This window comes from Lacinutrix sp. MEBiC02404, from assembly GCF_053601575.1.
Map to the genome: position 1 here is coordinate 74,022 of NZ_JBSHNV010000146.1, position 18,528 is coordinate 92,549.

General features: G+C 33.4%; 13 protein-coding genes. 7 read left to right on the top strand and 6 right to left on the bottom strand.

The window, feature by feature from the left end; all coding sequences use genetic code 11:
- Positions 1-26: 26 nt before the first annotated feature.
- Entirely contained in the window at positions 27-1,181 is a 1,155-nt protein-coding gene (locus ACVCXO_RS05685) for a 5-(carboxyamino)imidazole ribonucleotide synthase (RefSeq protein ID WP_452228631.1), read from the bottom strand.
- 205 nt (positions 1,182-1,386) lie between these two features.
- Between ACVCXO_RS05685 and ACVCXO_RS05690 the strand changes: the two genes are divergently transcribed.
- The 3 genes from ACVCXO_RS05690 to ACVCXO_RS05700 all read left to right on the top strand — a co-directional run bounded on the left by ACVCXO_RS05690 (position 1,387) and on the right by ACVCXO_RS05700 (position 4,390).
- Positions 1,387-2,496, top strand: coding sequence for an adenylate kinase (locus tag ACVCXO_RS05690; protein WP_452228632.1), 1,110 nt, complete (start codon positions 1,387-1,389; stop codon positions 2,494-2,496).
- A 169-nt stretch (positions 2,497-2,665) separates the two neighbouring features.
- Entirely contained in the window at positions 2,666-3,664 is a 999-nt protein-coding gene (gene obgE / locus ACVCXO_RS05695; RefSeq protein WP_452228633.1) for a GTPase ObgE, read from the top strand.
- A 201-nt stretch (positions 3,665-3,865) separates the two neighbouring features.
- A complete protein-coding gene (locus ACVCXO_RS05700; RefSeq protein ID WP_452228634.1) occupies positions 3,866-4,390 on the top strand; it encodes a DUF4136 domain-containing protein in 525 nt (174 codons plus the stop codon).
- Between the two features lie 4 nt (positions 4,391-4,394).
- Here ACVCXO_RS05700 and ACVCXO_RS05705 read toward each other — a convergent pair whose 3' ends face one another.
- From ACVCXO_RS05705 to ACVCXO_RS05715, 3 genes are all read right to left on the bottom strand, one after another.
- Positions 4,395-5,780, bottom strand: coding sequence for a M64 family metallopeptidase (locus tag ACVCXO_RS05705; protein WP_452228635.1), 1,386 nt, complete (start codon positions 5,778-5,780; stop codon positions 4,395-4,397).
- Positions 5,781-5,782: 2 nt separating this feature from the next.
- Positions 5,783-6,289 carry a hypothetical protein gene (locus tag ACVCXO_RS05710; RefSeq protein WP_452228636.1) on the bottom strand — a complete coding sequence of 169 codons (507 nt, stop codon included), beginning with the start codon at positions 6,287-6,289 and terminating at the stop codon, positions 5,783-5,785.
- Between the two features lie 468 nt (positions 6,290-6,757).
- Positions 6,758-12,847, bottom strand: coding sequence for an alpha-2-macroglobulin family protein (locus ACVCXO_RS05715; RefSeq protein ID WP_452228637.1), 6,090 nt, complete (start codon positions 12,845-12,847; stop codon positions 6,758-6,760).
- A 161-nt stretch (positions 12,848-13,008) separates the two neighbouring features.
- On the opposite strand from ACVCXO_RS05715, the gene ACVCXO_RS05720 reads away from it, so the two are divergent.
- Both ACVCXO_RS05720 and ACVCXO_RS05725 read left to right on the top strand, forming a co-directional pair.
- Positions 13,009-13,962 carry a tetratricopeptide repeat protein gene (locus ACVCXO_RS05720; RefSeq protein WP_452228638.1) on the top strand — a complete coding sequence of 318 codons (954 nt, stop codon included), beginning with the start codon at positions 13,009-13,011 and terminating at the stop codon, positions 13,960-13,962.
- A gap of 273 nt (positions 13,963-14,235) precedes the next feature.
- On the top strand, positions 14,236-15,591 hold the full coding sequence (locus tag ACVCXO_RS05725) for a UDP-N-acetylmuramate--L-alanine ligase (RefSeq protein ID WP_452228639.1): 1,356 nt from the start codon (positions 14,236-14,238) through the stop codon (positions 15,589-15,591).
- 14 nt (positions 15,592-15,605) lie between these two features.
- Here ACVCXO_RS05725 and ACVCXO_RS05730 read toward each other — a convergent pair whose 3' ends face one another.
- Positions 15,606-16,046 carry a hypothetical protein gene (locus tag ACVCXO_RS05730; protein ID WP_452228640.1) on the bottom strand — a complete coding sequence of 147 codons (441 nt, stop codon included), beginning with the start codon at positions 16,044-16,046 and terminating at the stop codon, positions 15,606-15,608.
- Between the two features lie 448 nt (positions 16,047-16,494).
- On the opposite strand from ACVCXO_RS05730, the gene ACVCXO_RS05735 reads away from it, so the two are divergent.
- Positions 16,495-17,142 (top strand): hypothetical protein, encoded by a 648-nt coding sequence (locus tag ACVCXO_RS05735; protein WP_452228641.1) that lies wholly within the window; start codon positions 16,495-16,497, stop codon positions 17,140-17,142.
- Here the strand turns inward: ACVCXO_RS05735 and ACVCXO_RS05740 are convergent.
- A complete protein-coding gene (locus tag ACVCXO_RS05740) occupies positions 17,129-17,734 on the bottom strand; it encodes an FMN-binding negative transcriptional regulator (protein WP_452228642.1) in 606 nt (201 codons plus the stop codon). The genes ACVCXO_RS05735 and ACVCXO_RS05740 overlap by 14 nt on opposite strands.
- A gap of 94 nt (positions 17,735-17,828) precedes the next feature.
- Between ACVCXO_RS05740 and radC the strand changes: the two genes are divergently transcribed.
- Positions 17,829-18,527 (top strand): RadC family protein, encoded by a 699-nt coding sequence (gene radC / locus ACVCXO_RS05745; RefSeq protein ID WP_452228643.1) that lies wholly within the window; start codon positions 17,829-17,831, stop codon positions 18,525-18,527.
- The last annotated feature ends 1 nt before the right edge of the window (position 18,528 follow it).

The following is an 18,528-nucleotide window of genomic DNA, read 5'->3' on the forward strand; positions in this document are numbered from 1 at the left end:
CTTATATTTTACCAAAAATACAAAACTTATTCGCTAATCACTTTTATCGTATTCTTAACCTGTTCCGCAATTTTACGTGCTTCGTTGATATCTTGATTTACAATAGTAACATGTCCCATTTTTCTAAAAGGGCGTGTTTCTTTTTTACCATAAATATGAGGTGTTACACCTTCCATATTCATAATGACTTCCATGTTTTCATAAATAACACTTCCTGTATAACCTTCTGCACCAACAAGATTTACCATGATTCCACCACCTTTATTTGCTGTGCTTCCTAAAGGTAAATTTAAAATGGCTCTTATGTGTTGCTCAAACTGCGAAGTATAATTCGCCTCAATAGTTTGATGTCCAGAATTGTGTGGTCTTGGTGCTACTTCGTTGATTAATATTTTATTGTCTTGCGTTAAAAACATTTCAACAGCCAACAAACCAACATGTTTAAATGCTTGGGATGCTTTTAAAGCTACTTCTTCTGCTTTTTCAGCAATCTCAGTATCAATTCGTGCCGGACAGATTACATATTCTACTTGATTTGCTTCTGGATGAAATTCCATTTCTACAACAGGAAACGTTTTTACATCACCTTTTGCATTTCTAGAAACAATAACCGCTAATTCATTTTTAAAAGGAATTAATGCTTCAGCAATACATTCGCCAGTTGGTAACCCTTTTAAATCTTCTAAACTTCTAACTACTTTTACGCCATTACCATCATAGCCAAATTGTGCGGCTTTCCATACAAAAGGGAATTGTAATCCGCCGTTATCTACAGCGTCTTCAATTTCAGAAAGGTATGCAAAACGAGAAAATGGTGCAGTTGGTAAATTATGATCGATATAAAATAACTTCTGTTTTGCTTTATTTTGAATAATGCGGAGCGTCTTTGATGAAGGATATACGGTAACTCCTTCTTTTTCTAACTTTTCAAGCGCATCTACATTTACGTTTTCAATTTCTATAGTAAGTACATCTACTTGTTTTCCAAATTGGTACACCGTTTCAAAATCCATTAAGCTTCCTAAATGAAATTCATTGCTTCCTATTTTACAAGGTGCTTCTGTGCTTCCGTCTAAAACACAGGTGTAAATATCTAGTTTTCTAGTTTCGGTGAGTAGCATTTTGCCAAGTTGTCCGCCACCAAGAATACCAAGTTTAAAATTTGAAGAAAAATAATTCATATGTTTTCTGTCTTTCGACTTCGCTTAAGATAGACTCCAGCGAAAATTTGTTTTTAATGAAACATTTGTTTTAAAAATCGATCTAATACTACAAAAATACACTTAAAATTAGAATGAGTTTTAAAAACTTCCAGTTTCTAGCTTCTGACTTCTAACTAAAAGAATTATCTTTGCAAAGAATTAATAAAAAACAAGTTAGTCTTACATGATTAAGCTAGACGATTTATATTTTAAACCATTTATTTCGGCAGAAAAAATTGATGCTGCTGTTCAAAAAATGGCGGATGATGTTGCTGCAGACCTAGGAGATATAGTACCTGTATTTATAGGTATTTTAAATGGCTCTTTTATGCTAGTCAGTGATTTTGTTAAAAAATACCCGAAACCTTGCGAAGTTACTTTTATAAAACTTGCTTCTTATGAAGGGATAAAATCGACAGACGACATACAAAGACTTATTGGTTTAACACAGGATTTAACAGGACGTACCGTTGTGATTCTAGAAGATATTATAGACTCTGGAAAAACATTAGCAGAAGTACATCGAATTTTTAAAAACGAAAATGCTAAATCGTTACTAATAGCTACTTTGTTTTTTAAACCAGAAGCATATAAAAAAGACTTTAAACTGCATTATGTCGGAATTGAAATTCCGGACAGGTTTATTGTTGGTTATGGTTTAGATTATAATGGATTAGGAAGAGATTTACCAGAAGTATATCAATTACAAACAACCCAACACATGACAAATTTAGTCCTATTTGGACCTCCAGGAGCAGGAAAAGGAACACAAGCTAATTTTTTAAAGGAAAAATATAATTTAGTACATATCTCTACAGGTGATGTGTTTCGTTATAATATAAAAAACGAAACTGCTTTAGGGATGCTCGCTAAATCTTTTATGGATAAAGGCGAATTGGTTCCAGATCAAGTGACTATTGATATGTTGGAAGCGGAAGTAGATAGAAATTCGGACGCCAAAGGATTTATATTTGATGGTTTTCCTAGAAATGAAGCACAAGCGGAAGCTTTGGATAAAATACTTGAAGCTAAAGATTCTAAAGTTAGTGCAATGGTTGCGCTAGAAGTAGAAGATGAAGTGCTAGTACAACGTTTACTGGAAAGAGGTAAAACTAGCGGAAGAAAAGATGATTCTGATGAAGCAATTATAAGAAACAGAATTAAGATTTATTATAATGAAACCGCAATTTTAAAAGATTACTACTCTGCACAAGATAAGTATTTTGGTGTAGATGGTGTTGGTGGTATTGAAGATATTACAAAGCGATTAAATATAGTAATCGATACACTATAAATGTAAGAATGCTACTTGGAGCGCAATCGAAAAGTAGCAGTATCAAACGTTTATAAAATACAATTCCCTGTTTTGATGGGATATTTACAACGGAAAATTTGAAATAATAAGGAGGACAACTAGTGGTTGTCAGGAATTTTTCAAATTAAAGTTTTTACAAAAGATAATTATGACTGAAGGCAATTTCGTAGACTACGTAAAAATGCATGTTTCTTCTGGAAATGGAGGACAAGGATCAACGCATTTACATCGCGAAAAATATTTAGAAAAAGGTGGCCCAGATGGTGGAGATGGAGGTCGTGGTGGTCACGTCATTCTTAGAGGAAGTTCCAATCTTTGGACACTGATACACTTAAAATTTAAGAGACACGTAAGAGCTACACATGGTGGACATGGAAGTAGCGGAAGAAGTTCTGGTGCAGATGGTGAAGATCAATATGTAGAAGTGCCATTAGGAACTGTAGTTAGAGATACAGAAACCAATGATGTTCTTTTTGAAATTACCGAAGAAGGTGAAGAAAGAATCATTGCAGAAGGAGGAAAAGGTGGTCGTGGTAACTGGCATTTTAAAAGTTCTACCAACCAAACACCTCGTTATGCGCAACCAGGAATTCCGTTAGAGGAAAAAGATGTTACCTTAGAATTAAAATTGCTAGCAGATGTTGGTTTAGTAGGTTTCCCTAATGCAGGAAAATCTACCTTACTTTCTGTAGTTACTTCTGCAAAACCAAAAATTGCAGATTATGAGTTTACCACGCTAAAACCTAACTTAGGGATTGTAAAACATAGAGAATTTCAATCTTTTGTAATGGCAGATATTCCTGGTATTATTGAAGGTGCAGCAGAAGGAAAAGGTCTTGGTTATTACTTTTTACGTCATATTGAGCGTAACTCTATTTTGTTATTTTTAATTCCTGCAGATGCGGAAGATATTAAAAAACAATACGATATTCTGTTAGATGAATTAAGACGTTACAATCCAGAAATGCTAGATAAAGATCGTATGATAGCTATTTCTAAAAGTGATATGTTGGATGCAGAACTACAAGCAGAATTAAAAGAAGAATTAGATAATACCTTACCAATAGATTATATGTTTATCTCTTCGGTAGCACAACAAGGCTTAACAGCACTTAAAGATAAGCTCTGGAATATGTTAAATGATTAATTTTTTGGCGTTACACTACTACGCTTAGGCTGCATAGTGTCAGGCTTTTCGTTGTATCTTTTATTTTGAAATAAAATAAAAGGATGCCACTACAATCCTTAACGCGATACATCATATATTAGGATTACTTTAAAACTACCATCTACATGGTAGTTTTTTATTGGAATAGTTTTTGATTATTTTTACAAAAAAATAATTCCTATGAAATCTATTAAAATATTACTATTATCATTTCTAGTTACCGCTTGCGCGCCAATTTATCTCACTACAGATTTTGAAAAAGGCACCGATTTTTCTAAATATAAAACCTATAATTATTATTCGGATATAGAAACCGGTTTAAGCGAATTAGATGCTAAGCGATTGTTTTATGTCTTAGATAATCAGTTACAGCTTCAGGGATTCTCTGTTTCCGAGACTCCAGATTTCTTTATTAATATTCAAAGTAAAGAATATCCAAAAGAACAGCGAAGTACTGTTGGAGTAGGCGTTGGCGGAACAGGAAGAAATGTTGGAGGTGGCGTTGGTATTGGTATTCCTATTGGACAAGCAAAAACAACAAGACAAATTATATTCGATTTTATAGACGAAAATGGTATTGGCCTCTTTTGGCAAGCAACGAGTGAAAGTACATATAATCCAAATGCAAATCCAGAAAAACGAGAGGCAAGTCTGCAAGCACTTGTAGAAAAAGTATTTAAAAAATATCCTCCGCAACAAAAATAGAAAACTAGTTCTTAATTAGCTTTTTACTAGCGATTAAAACATTGTTTGCATAAAAGTTAGTAATGTATAATCCTTGACTTAAAGCACTAATATCGATTGGTGTGTTTTGGTTATTCGTAAGGTTTATAGTTTTTACTTCTTTACCATCCATACTTGCTATTTTTACAATAACAGTATTGGCTAAGGTGTTTTCTAATTTAAAATGAACTACGTTATTAGCAGGATTTGGATACATCGTTAAACTAAAATCATTAGCAACAACATCTTGAATACCTAAAGTATTATCAATGGTCCAAGAAACTGTTGCTACGTGAATAGATTCATGACCATCTATATTAATTAAAGTGGTCGCATCATGTACCACTGCAGTTAAGTTATTTGTTCCAGCATTTAAATCGCTTTCTAATAGGTTTAAAGCATCTACATTGGTTGCAAAACTAGTACTGTTAAGTGTCCAAGTGTTTTCTAAAGTATTTGTTGTTAATGTTGGTATGGTGTTTATTTGAAAACCTAAAGGAAAGGAAGGATTACTTATAGTAGCTTCTGTTGGTGTATACGAATCAATAGTAGAAACTAAACTATGAATTTTCTCTATAATTCCTTCTTTACAAACCGAGCAAAAAGGATAGCCTAAATAGCGCATTTTGCAAAATTCGTGAGGTCTATTCCATGTAGCAGCAGTTCCAGAAGCAGCATAAGGATAAATACCTATATTATTAATACCTATCCAGTTTTTCCATTTTACTAAAGTAGGATCTGTTTGTTGCGTCATATTAATGGCTTCTGCAGCTAGCATATCACCAGGGTAATATTCGTCTTTTAAATCTGCAAACGAATGTCCGATTTCATGAATAGCAATTTCGCCACCATCTTGTCCGGTAGAAGCAATAGGAAACATTCCTCCGCTACCTCCATAATAAGTAGAATTTACTAATATCATCGCTTGATCATACATAGGGAAATTCATAGCTAAAACAGTAGCAATGGTTCCTTGGTTTTCGGTATAAAGTAATCTGTGAATGTTATAACTATCATAGGCTGTATCAAAATAGTTGTTTACAATTTGTGTCGGCACCGTGTAGCTTGCTTCGTCTGCAGCAGTTCCTGAATGCGCTGCACCACTTTCTGTAGAAATAACTTTTACTATATGTACATTAAAGTAGTTTTCATAACTAGCAAAGGGTTCATCCGCAAATAAATCATTCATAAAACTAGTTGCGTCTATTTCAAATTGTGCAAGTTCACTTGTTTGATAACCTTCACTTAAAATAACGAGGTTGATTCGTTTGTTGTCATCACCAGAATCTTTTATTTTTTGTACATCAAAAATTTGGGAAAAAACCAACTGAAGATTAAAAACAAGAAGTATTAAAAGTAATATTTTTTTCATATCTAATCTATTTTGGTAGTAATGTGTTTTATTGGGGCTGCGTTGGTTATTTCTGAAATTACAATATGTTTAGCTTCCGGAGATACTTGCATTCTAATAGAGAATTGTACACTATCTAAGTCTAAAACTTTTTTTTCAAAATTACCATAATCATTAACAAACTCCACTGTTTTTTTTAACGGATTTTTTAAAGCATATTTTTTAATCGCTTTAAAGTCTTTATCTAGAAGCATATATTCTAGATCACCAATAGTCGCGTTTGGTATGTTTTCTGGTTTGCCTTTTAATTTTCCTTCGGTATTAATTTGATTTATTAAAGTGATGCTTTTTTTACCTCCAGTATTTTTAACCAATAGATAATTTAAAAAAAGAATTTTGGAAGTTTCAATAGTTTTAGTTTCCTCTATTACTATTATGTCTTCTGCAGTAACTTGCCTTTTTGAAGCACAAGAAAGCATAGAAAATAGAAGTATTATAAGTGAGAAATATTTAAATATTCTAGGAGTCATCTAAATGTAGCTAATTAGGAATGGTTAAAGTTACACATTAATGAGATTGTATTAGAATTATAGGTGTAAAAAAGAAGGACTATAAGTAGTTCTCCTTTTTTGATGAAAAGGGGATTAAAACCTTTCCATCCTTCGGACACCTTCCCTTGAAATAAGGGAAGGGAACTTAAAAAGATACTTTGGTTTTTTAGTTAGGAAAATCTCTGCGTGCGTCTCTTTGTAAATGCTGTAAATCTGAGTGTAATAATATTTTTCCAGAATTTTAGAATAAGAAAACGCTTCCGTTTTTATTCCGATGTGTTGGACTAAATTCACCTTCCCTTGAAATAAGGGAAGGGAACTTAAAAAGATACTTTGGTTTTTTAGTTAGGAAAATCTCTCAGCGCATCTCTTTGAAAAGGCTGCAAATCTGAGTGTACTAATAATTTTAGTCTTTATTCAAGAGATTCCTGCCTACGCAGGAATTTTCTATTCTACTGTGATTTTAACGCCTTCGCTATGACTACTAAATTCTGGCGCATACATACTTTGAATAGTTGTAATTCCATTACTCATATAACCCGAATTATTAACACGTAAGTCATACTCAAATACAAAAATACCTTTAGGTAAATAGTCGAAAAAGAAATTAGTCGAAGCGTCTTTTGTAGCTTCATAATAGCCCAATCCATCCTGCCATTTATAATGCGAAAGTACATTTATTGGCTCTAAACCAGAAGCTCGCATATCTTTCATATGTACAAATTCCATAGCACGATCGCTTTTTAATTCTATACGAACACGTACTAAATCGCCAACCTGTAACTTCGTGTCTATAGTAACTTCTTGAAGTTCTTCCCCTAAATCGGTATTCTTTTTTAGGAATAGTTTTTTCTTCAATTTTAACGGCGTTTCTGCTGATGTAATTTTATCTAAATCTTCAAAATATTGCCAGTACAAACTTCCCCAAGCGATTCCTTTTCCTTTTTTAGTAATCTTCACTTCTGCCATTTCTGGTTTTATCTCTTCGCCTTTCCAAGACGTTTTAAAATAACCAGTTCCAGCTTCCACTTGTACATCTTCCAATTTTTTAGGATCTATTTCTTGGTTCCCAATTACAATATCAACCATATCTGTAACCGATAACCAATCGCTTCCTTGTAATAATAAAGCATAGACAGCTTCGGTGGTTGCCTTGGTGGTTTTCCAACGGTTGGTTTGCTTATTTTTAAGGAGCCATATTTTTAGATTGTCGATGGTTTCTGTATCCTTTTCAATTTCGGCAAACGCTTCAATTAATAAAGCTTGCGTTTCTATTGGCGCTTGATACCAATACCAAGAATTTGTATTTGCTTTCCAATACATTCCTAATTCTTCGCTAGTAATACTGTTTTCTTTTAACGATTTTAAAATGGCTTTTGCAGTTTTTGTATCATCGAATCTTTCAGCAACTAAAGCCATCATTCCTTTTGCATATAAACTTCTAGACAACCAATATTTCTCTATTTGCGTTTGATAATAATTGGTAATCTCTTGTACTTCTTGGCTCTTTTTAATTTCAGGGAAAAAGCTTCGCATGTATAAATAATGCAATTGTGTGTAGCTTAAATGATCTTTACTTAAGTCGATATCTTTGTTATATTTTTTGATGTTTTTGTATTCCTGAATAAATTCTGCATCTAAATAATCAATTGCTTTTTCAATCATAGAAGACGTCTCGACGCCACTCGGCGTGATACCAAGTTTATCTAAATGTCCAAAACCAGTAATGATATGTTGTGTGATGTAACGGTTTTCTCTTCCGCCAGCAAACCAAGACCAAGCACCATTTTGCATTTGATTTTGTTCTAATTTGCGTTTTGCCGATTGTAATTCATTATTCATTTTGTTTAAATCGAATAACAAAGCAATTCGTTTTTTCTGTTCGGATTCACTTTGTGCATCGCGTAACCAAGGCGTTTCTTGAATTAAAAGGGACTTCAATTCTTCATTCTTTTCTAAGTTAGAAAGTAATGCATCTGTGTTTTTCCATTGGTTAAAAACATCTTGAATTCTCGGATTGCTATTTGCAATATGACTTGCCAAAGCATTTGCATAATATCTGCTGAAGGTTTGCTCATTGCAATCATAAGGATATTCCATTAAATACGGAAGCGCTTGCACAGCATACCATGCAGGATTGCTAGTCATTTCTAACGTTAGGTTATGATTTTTAAGCGTGGTTGAAGTTGTATTCTTTAACTTATCTAAAGTAAAGGTTTTTGTTTCGTTACTTTTAATCCACATAGGAAGCGTTTCTGTCACCAACATTCTATTGGTTAATACAGGAAGCACGTTTTGCTCGCCATCACTATATTTACCAGATTGTGCAATAATTTTGTATTGTACTGCTGCTATATCTTCCGGAATGTATAACAGCCAAGCCACTTGTGTATTTCCATTGGCGTCTACTGTAAATTCTCTAGTTCCGTAGGTTCCAGAATAATTCGGACTAGGAATTTCTGCTTCTGTGTACAATTTTTTGTCAATACGTTCGCCAGTTGTAGCATCAAAAAGTTGAAGCACAGCTTCACCAGAAATTTGCTTTTCGGTAAGATTTGCAATTTTAGAGCTAATAACAATTTCATCTCCTTCACGTAAAAAACGAGGCGCATTTGGTATTACCATTAACTCTTTTTGAGTAACTGTTTCTAAACTAGTAATCGTGCTTTCTAGGTTTTTAGTATGTGCTAATAATTGTAGATTCCATTTGGTTAAAGCTTCCGGAGTAGTAAAACTAAAGCTTATGTTTCCGTTTTTGTCTGTTTGTAATTGCGGAAAGAAAAATGCGGTTTCTTGTAAGTTTTCCCTAATAGTAACACCAGAGAAATCAGTTTCTTCTTTGGTTGTTTCTGTATTATCAGTGGTGTTTATTCCTGCTGTCTTTCCGCTTAAAGCATCAGCAACAGTGATAACTTCTTCGTCTAATTCTTCTCCTGCCATATTCATTTCAGCAACTGGGGCTCCAGCAACTCTTTTAGATCTAGAAGCACTTTTAACCATATACTCTGCTTCATACATAAGCCTTCCATGACCAAAATAAAAACCAAACCAATTCCATTGATCATAATTTTGCTGCGAATAGGATACTGTATTTCTATTTTGATTATACACTCTAAACCCAGTAGTACCAAAACTCTGTCTTGCATTTGCTCGATTATATGTGTAATAGTTTTGTGGGCTAATCGGATTAAAATTCCAACTGTGAGGTTTAAACGGATCTAGTGAAGCATCATACATACTTGCCAATAACTCTGCACTAACTTTTTCTCCTTGCGGTCCTTTAATTTTAAAGCTCCAAGTTTCCTCTGTTCCGGGTTGCAGTTTATCTCTAAAGGTTAGCGTTTCTATTTCTAATTCGGTTTTTGGATACGGAACAGTTATGTTTAAAGTTCCTGCATCATAACTATTAAAAGCAGACAAACTATATTGTACTACAAAGCCACCAACATCTTCTTTGGTCACAGGAATACGAATCGTTTTTTTGTTATTGTTTAAGTGAATAACCTCTTGCTTGATAATCTCATGTTGCTTGTCTACAGTAACCGTTAGATATACATCTGTTGCCGCCGAAGCAAAAGTTACTATTGCCGTTTCGCCAGCTTGATAGGCGTCTTTATTAGTGGTAATACTAAAAAGCTGGTTGTCTGCTAGCGTTTCGTCCTTATCACCAAAAAGAGTTGTTTTCATTTCGTCTTTTACTTCTTGTCCGAATTTATCTTTGCTTTCTAGAAGAATAACATACCCGCCAGATTCCCATTTTTTAAGGTTTCCTAAATCGAACTCTTTCGCTTTTGAAGTATCAAATTTTTCGTCTAAAACAAGTTTGCCTTTTTTCCAGGTAGTGCTATTGTGTTCGTCTTTATATGCTTCGTGCGGAAAGGTATTTTTAAATTCACTTTCTGTGATATCTTGATAATCTGGAGCAGTCCAAGGTCTTGGTCTTAAAACTTGTTTGGGCGCTTCTAGTTTATAGATTTTAATGCTTCCTTTTGCAGGAACAAATTCGCCATTTAAGTTTTTAGTATCTATTTTTAAAGTATGGTTTTTATTGCTTTTTTCTAATTTATCAGCAATAGAAAGATTCGCTAATAAAGCATGATAACCAACATTTACAGTGGTAGTAGCACTTCGTGTTTCGCCATTAAGATCTGTAATATCTGCGGTTACTTCATAATGAAAAATTGGTAAGCTATTGTTGTCTGCACTTTGGTCTGGTTGTGCTTTAAAAGTAATTTCAAACTCGCCTTTATCATTCGTTTTACTTTCTCCATGTTTTATTTCTTGAGGTTCGCTAGAAAAATAAGGACGATACCAATAATACCATCTCGGATATTGTACTTTTCTATGTACTCGATATACCACTTTTGCATCTGTAATAGTACTTCCCGCGTAAGCAAGTGCATTTCCTTTTATAGTAATTTCATCGTTTACTTTATAGGTTTCTGTAACAGGAAGAAAGGTCGCTTCAAATTTTGGTCGTTTGTATTCTTCTACGGAAATATTTGCGTTTCCATTTAAATTTACTTTTTCGGAAGAAATATTTAAGTTGAAATTTCCTGTTAATCCTGTGTTTGGTAAAATGAATTCTCCCTGAAAAGAACCAAATGCATTGGTAACAAATTCTAACGTTTTTAGTTCTTGATAATTCGCGTCTTTTAGAGTAACGGTTAGTTTTGTGTTTGTAAATACTTCCGATTTGCCATCTTTAGTTTTCATGGCAATACCTTTAAAGAAAACTGTTTGTCCTGGTCTGTAAATACTTCGGTCTGTAAAAAGGAACCCTTTATAGGTTTCTTTATTTTTATCGGGCTGGTTGTAATTACGTTGATAAATGTAATAATCGCCAAAGTACGCTTTCTCGTCGTTATGACGGACTTCAATTTTTACATTACTATATCTTTCTACAGATTTAGAAACGGAGGCTTCACCTTTGGTATTCGTGATTACGTTTTCTGAAACTCGCGTACGATTATTATTTTTTAAATAACTGATTTTAAGTTTGGCATCCGGAATTGGTTTTCCGTTATTTCTATCTATAACTTGAAAAACGGTTTTGTCATTTATCGTGTTTTCTACAACTGCCATGTCGGTGATTTGTGCATTTGTAAACCCGAAAGTGCTAGTGTTATCTGTTGTTTCCGCTAAAAAGATATAACGACCATTGCCTAATTTAGGTACAATAACTTCGGTAGTATGTGATTGGTAATCGTTTTCGTTACGTAAGCTGCTTTTCCAATTGGTTACTAGTTTTAGATCTTTTATAAAAGCAAACTGTTCTTCTTTTCTATAGGTTTTGTTTAACTGTTCTAATTCGTTTTCGGTTATTTTATATACCGTAAAAGACAAATCACTCATGTTTTTATAACGAATTAAAAGCCGAGCTTCTTTTTGAATTGGTAAATTGGTTTCTGTAGTAATTTGTAAACTTTCTTGTAAGATTTGCTGTTTTAAAACTTGGCATTTTTGAGCCCCAATACTTTTTGGGAATTGTGCAATAACAGCATCACAAAGAGCAAGAGCTTCCTTGTTTTTCCAACGGTTTTCTTCTTTTGTTTCTGGTTGAAAATCGTTTCCTTGCTGAACATAAAAAGTTGCAATTTCAAAATCATATAAACCAGAAGCAGCATTACCTTTTAGCTGTTTGCTTTCCGCTTGAAGTGCATTTAAATAAATAGCATCTTTATTTTTGAAGGTTGCATGGTTTCTAACAAAATTCAGCCTTTTAATATTTACATCTGCTAAAGCTTCTGGTGATTTATCCTTACTATGAAACTGAATTAGATCTTGATATATTTTTAAAGCATGAAGCTGCAAGGAAGTGCTGTCTTTGGAAGTGATTTTTAGTTTAGAAAAAGCGGCCGCTTCACTAAGGTATTCTTCTTTGTTGATTTCAAACTTGTAAGCAGGTTTAGTGATGCTATTCTCGTCTGTTTTGTAAAACTGTAATGCATTATGATTTAATAAATCGAAAAGCGTAGGTCTAAATATTTTGGAGTTTTCTTGTTCTTGTAAAAGAGTGGTGTAATTGTTTAAACTTGTTTGTTGTAACAATAAACCGTTTTTTAGAGAACTTTCGTAATACGTGTTAATCTCTGCAAATAGCGTTTGTAAATCCCAAGTTCTAAAATCTGTAGCGTCTACTTTTTCTTCCGTTTTTGTTCGGTTATAAAATGCATATCTGTTATCCTGAAAATATTGCCAATACAAGTTGGCAAGCATGCTTTCTAATACATTTTTGGTAGGAGAAACATTTTCATTAATTGCTTCTTTAAAATCGTTTATAATGTTTAGTTGCGCCTCTTCTTCCAGTGTTAGTGCATATTTACTTTTATACAGAAGTGCTTTTATAATTTGTGGAGAGTTCTTATCTGCTCTTGCTTTTTTGCTAATGGCTTCAACCGCTTTTAATGCTGATTTTGTTAATCCTTCTTTTTCCAATTGGGCAATTTCCTTCCAAAGACTTTCGTAATTGTTGGTTTGTGCTTGTGAAAAATTAGCAAAAAGGATAATCATAAATATAGTGGTGATTTTTTTCATATTCATAGTTTTACGTAAAACTAACTTCAAAATGTGTTCCAAAAAATACAGAATTAGGGATTCTGGCGTTTGTATGAGTGAAGTTAACTTTTTTTTAAGGAAACGTAGCTTTTTCCATTTAGTTTATGAAAGGTTATCTTTGCTTTACAGACTTTTATCTTATGCGACTTTTTTATGTTTTTTTATTATTTCCATTATTCAGCTTTAGTCAACCAAGTCTGGATAAAGCAGAAGGATATCTTCAGCAGAAAAAATATGTAAAAGCAGAACAGTTATTGGCGGATTACGTTTCTGAAAATCCGAAAAACGAAAAAGCAATCGAACTTTTTGGGGATGCGTATGGGTATCAGAAAAAATGGGATGATGCTATTATTCAATATGAAAAATTAGTTTCCGCAAAACCATTAGAAGCAAATTATCATTATAAATACGGAGGCGCTCTAGGTATGAAAGCTTTAAGTGTCAATAAAATAATGGCTTTATCTATAATTGGCGATGTTAAAGAAGCTTTTTTGACAGCTGCTAAATTAGATGTAAAACATATTGAAACACGTTGGGCTTTGGTGGAATTGTATATGCAATTACCCGGAATTATTGGCGGAAGCCAAAGCAAATCCATGCAATATGCAAATGAGCTAGAAGCTTTATCTAAAGTAGATGGCTATTTGGCAAAAGGATATATTTATGAATATGATGCGCAACCAGAACTTGCCGAAAAATATTATAAACAAGCCATTACCGAAGGCGGATCTTTAACCTGTTATCAAAAGCTTTCTAGTTTTTACGAAAACATAAATGAACCTGAAAAAGCCTTAGAAACTATTGTGGCATCGGAAGCAAAGCACAAACGAAATGCTTTGCATTATCAAATAGGAAAAGTGGCTGCGGAGTATAATGTGCAGTTACAAAAGGGCGAACAGTGTTTGCAAAAGTATATTGAAAATTATTCGGCAGAAGATGGTGTTCCTGTTGCTTGGGCAAATTATAGATTAGCGCAAATTTATAAGCATTCCAAAAATAAAGAAGCAGCGATTAAGTATATTGATTTAGCCATTTTGGAGCTTCCAAAAATTAAAGTTTTTAAAGAAGAAAAAGCGGAGATAAAGAATTTATAATCGTTTGGAATATTATTCGAGCATGAAATGATATGTCCTTCCGAGATTTTTCAATAAAAAAAATGTGAATCTGTTTCTTTATGGATAAGGAATCCATTTCAAGAGATTGCCACCGTCGGGCCTCCTTCGCAAGGACAGTTTCTTTTTGATGTTCGTTTTTATTTCTATGGGTATCTCTGTGAAATTCTCCGTCTGTCTCTGTGTAATAACCAAAAAAACTATTCGAGAATTCGTAGCAAAAAACTATCTTTGAGACTTCTACAAAATTAAAACATGAACGTACATTTTATAGCTATTGGCGGATCGGCAATGCACAATCTAGCATTAGCATTACACAACAAAGGATACCAAGTAACAGGAAGTGATGATACTATTTTCGAACCTTCTAAATCTAGGTTAGCAGCTAAAAACCTTTTGCCAGAATCTTTTGGATGGTTTCCAGAAAAGATCACTGCAGATTTAGATGCAATAGTTCTTGGTATGCATGCAAAAGAAGACAATCCAGAATTGTTGAAAGCACAAGAATTAGGTTTGAAAATCTATAGCTATCCGGAGTTTTTGTACGAGCAATCGAAACATAAAACCAGAGTTGTTATTGGTGGAAGTCATGGTAAAACAACTATAACTTCTATGATTTTACATGTGATGCATTATCACGATCGCGATGTAGATTATATGGTTGGTGCGCAATTAGAAGGTTTTGATGTGATGGTAAAACTTACCGAAGAAAATGATTTTATTGTTTTAGAAGGAGACGAATACCTAAGCTCTCCAATAGATAAACGACCAAAATTTCATTTATACAAACCCAATATTGCTTTATTAAGCGGAATAGCTTGGGATCATATTAATGTGTTTCCTACCTATGAAAACTATGTCGAACAATTCGACATCTTTGTAGATAGTATTGTTAAAGGCGGAAGTATCACCTATAACGAAGAAGATGCGGAAGTAAAAAGAGTAGTGGAGGCGAGTACAAACACGATTAGGAAACTGCCTTACCAAACTGCGGAATATACTGTTGAAAACGGACAAACACTTTTAGAAACTCCGGAAGGACCATTGCCAATTGAAGTCTTTGGAAAACATAACCTTAACAATCTTGCAGGAGCAAAATGGATTTGCCAGCACATGGGAATTGATGAAGATGATTTCTACGAAGCGATTGCAACTTTTTCAGGAGCAAGCAAACGATTAGAAAAAATTGCAGAAAGCAAAAACGCAGTTGCTTATAAAGATTTTGCGCATTCGCCATCTAAAGTAGAAGCAACTACAAACGCTGTAAAAGAGCAATATGCCAATAGAACTTTGGTTGCTTGTTTAGAATTACATACCTATTCTAGTTTAAATGCTGAATTTTTAAAAGAATACAAAGGCGCTTTAGATAAGGCAGATGTTGCTGTAGTTTTCTATTCGCCGCATGCTGTTGAAATTAAAAAATTAGAAGAAGTAACAGAAGTACAAATAGCAAACGCTTTTCAACGAGATGATTTAATTATCTATACTAATCCCGAGGAATTTAAAGACTTTCTTTTTAAACAAGACTTTGAAGATAAGGCTTTGTTGTTGATGAGTTCTGGTAATTATGGTGGTTTGGATTTTGAAGAGGTAAAGGGTTTGATAGGGTAATTGGATGGAGCGTTTTATTCTATAACTAAAATAACTCTTATTTTTCCATCTCTGCCTTTGTATTCTCGATTGAAAACCTTTTTTCCAATAATCTCTTTAGCTTTTTTCAGTTCGGCTAAATAGCCACCTAATTCTAGTGTGTACGTATTTGTATTTGGCTTATTTTCTGATTCCATGGAGTCGGAAACATGTATTAAGTATTTATCTAAAATATCCTCTAATGGATATTGGTTATTCGTTTCATCCAATTCTAACTGGTAAGAGATGGTCATTAAATAGATAGCATCTTCTTTACTGTTTAAGTCTCTATAAATGCCGTTTTCAACAAGCTCATATTGTTTTTCGTTTTCATATTTCTTGTTTTTTTTCAATGCGATATTCTGCATTACATTGAATTCTAATTGAAGTTCTTGGTTATTTGAAGCTTCAGAATTCTTTTTTTCAGTTTGCCCCAAATAGATTACTAAGAAATCCCATAATTAATAATAAGGTCAGTATTTTTTGTCTAATTGTACTAAAGACTTTAATCATGGTTATTGGTCGGTTCTAATGAAACATAATTCCTTTTTCTCCAAGGAAAAGAAAGTAGCTTTCCTTTAAAAATAATTTTTAGTTTGTGGTTAAATAGCTACAAGACTAATTACATGCTTACAATTAAGATTCTGCATCTGCCAATTTCTTGGTATCCGTGTATTGTTGAAAAGTCGTAATTTTACCTGCTGATAATTAAAATTTTATATAAGCAATTTACATGTTTTTCTGATAAAATAAAATAGGTGTAATCACATGTTTTTTCTTATATAATAAAGTCGTAAAACCTACGTTAAAGTATAACGTTAATCAAATCAAACACTTATAAAGCAATACTACATTTTTAATTTTAACCAACCAAACCAATTTAATATGAAACGTATTCTTTTCACCGTATGCTTTTTTGCCTTTTTCTTTTCTTGTAATTCGGATGATGATAGTAGTAATGCAACTGCCCCAGAAGCGGGTTTTTATGCCTTAACTGTTGGCAATTCTTGGGAGTATAGATATTATGATTTAGAGACTTCTAGTGATAGTTTTGTAGCGAGTACTGTTGTGGAGAGTGTTTCTATTGTTTCTACAGAAGAAATAGAAGGCAAAACCTATTTTAAGTTTAGATATTTTGTTACAGGTAACGATCTTAACTCCCTTTATTATCCAGCGAATGGAGAATCTTTTAAATATCTTAGAGAGGATTCGGATAATTTGATAGATGACAACAATACCATTATTTTTCTTAGAGAAGATTATGAAGAAAGATTAATAGGAAACTTGGGTGATCCTATTGTTCAGTATTTACGATTAACGGAAGGTACACATAACATTTCCACAATAGCAGGAACATTTGAGACCTTAGAAATGGAATTATATGCAAGAGATAGCGATGGTAATCTGTATCCTGGTATTGCACATTACTACTATGCAGATGGTATCGGAATGGTTGTAAGCACCACTGCTTTTCTTTCTAGGGCACAACATTTTCTAGAAAAACGTTTAGAATCCTATACTATTTTGAATTAAAAATACGATCCAAAAATACCTGAATACTTTCTTGGCTAGCACGAATCAATTCCGCTTTAGCGTAAGCAGTATCTATGGTTTTTTTATCTTGTGAAAGTTTAAATTTGCCTTCCCAAGAGTCTATCGTTATTTCAAACATTTTAATATAATCGATAGCGCCTTCCATTCTTGGGTTATCTGCTTCCAGCACATATTTATGCTCTGGAGCTTCCATGAACTCGGTCATTTTGACCAAAGACTCTATTAATGCGTCTTTATTATCAATAGCTTTAACGGTTCCTTTTAGGTGCACTTTTATGTAATTCCAAGTTGGTAATTGCGTAGTGGTATAAATACTAGGCGATATATAACATTGCGGTCCAGAAAATATAATGGTAAGTTCTTTATTACCTTGCATTAATTTGGTTTGCGGATTGTAAATATCAATATGACCAATCAATTTACCATCGGATTCTCTGTAAATTAATGGTAAATGTGTAATGTATGGTTGGTTTTCTTCTACAGAAATTACGGTAGCAAGCGGATAGGTTTTAATAACTTCTAATAGATGAAGCGTATCCTGATCTTGATGGTGTTTTGGTGGATATTTCAAGTGTATATAAATTAAGGATTAAAAGTTACACATTTTGTTTATCGAAAATATTCTCTATATTTATTCTCTATAAAAATAGTAATTAACAAACAATATGTCTAGTAAACCAGAATCCTTTTCTATAAAAAACTGGAGTCAAGACGATCAACCACGTGAAAAACTTCGCGATAAAGGTAAAGCTGTTTTAAGTGATGCAGAACTGGTAGCCATTTTAATAGGTTCTGGAAATAGGCAAGAAAGTGCGGTTGCTTTGTGTAAACGGATTTTGGCAAGTGTAGATAATAATTTAAGTGCACTTGGTAAATTGTCTATAAAGCAACTCATGACTTTTAAAGGTATTGGAGAAGCAAAAGCTATTAGTATCACAGCTGCTTTAGAGTTAGGAAGAAGACGTCGTGGAGGAGAAGCTTTAGAGAAAAAGAAAATTACGTCTAGCGTTTCGGTTTTCGAGTTTATGCAACCTATAATTGGCGAGTTGCCGCATGAAGAATTCTGGATTCTATATTTAAATAATTCCAATAAAGTGATTCAGAAAAACCAATTAAGTAAAGGCGGAATAACAGGAACTTTAGTCGATGTGCGCTTGGCATTAAAAACAGCTTTAGAGGTTGGAGCAACAGGAATTATCTTGGCACACAACCATCCTTCAGGAACTTTAAAACCTAGCGAAGCCGATAAACAACTCACCAAAAAACTAAAAATAGCAGCAGAAAGTTTAGATATTAAAGTATTAGACCATCTTATTATAACCGAAAATGCATACTTTAGCTTTGCAGATGAAAATCTCCTTTAGG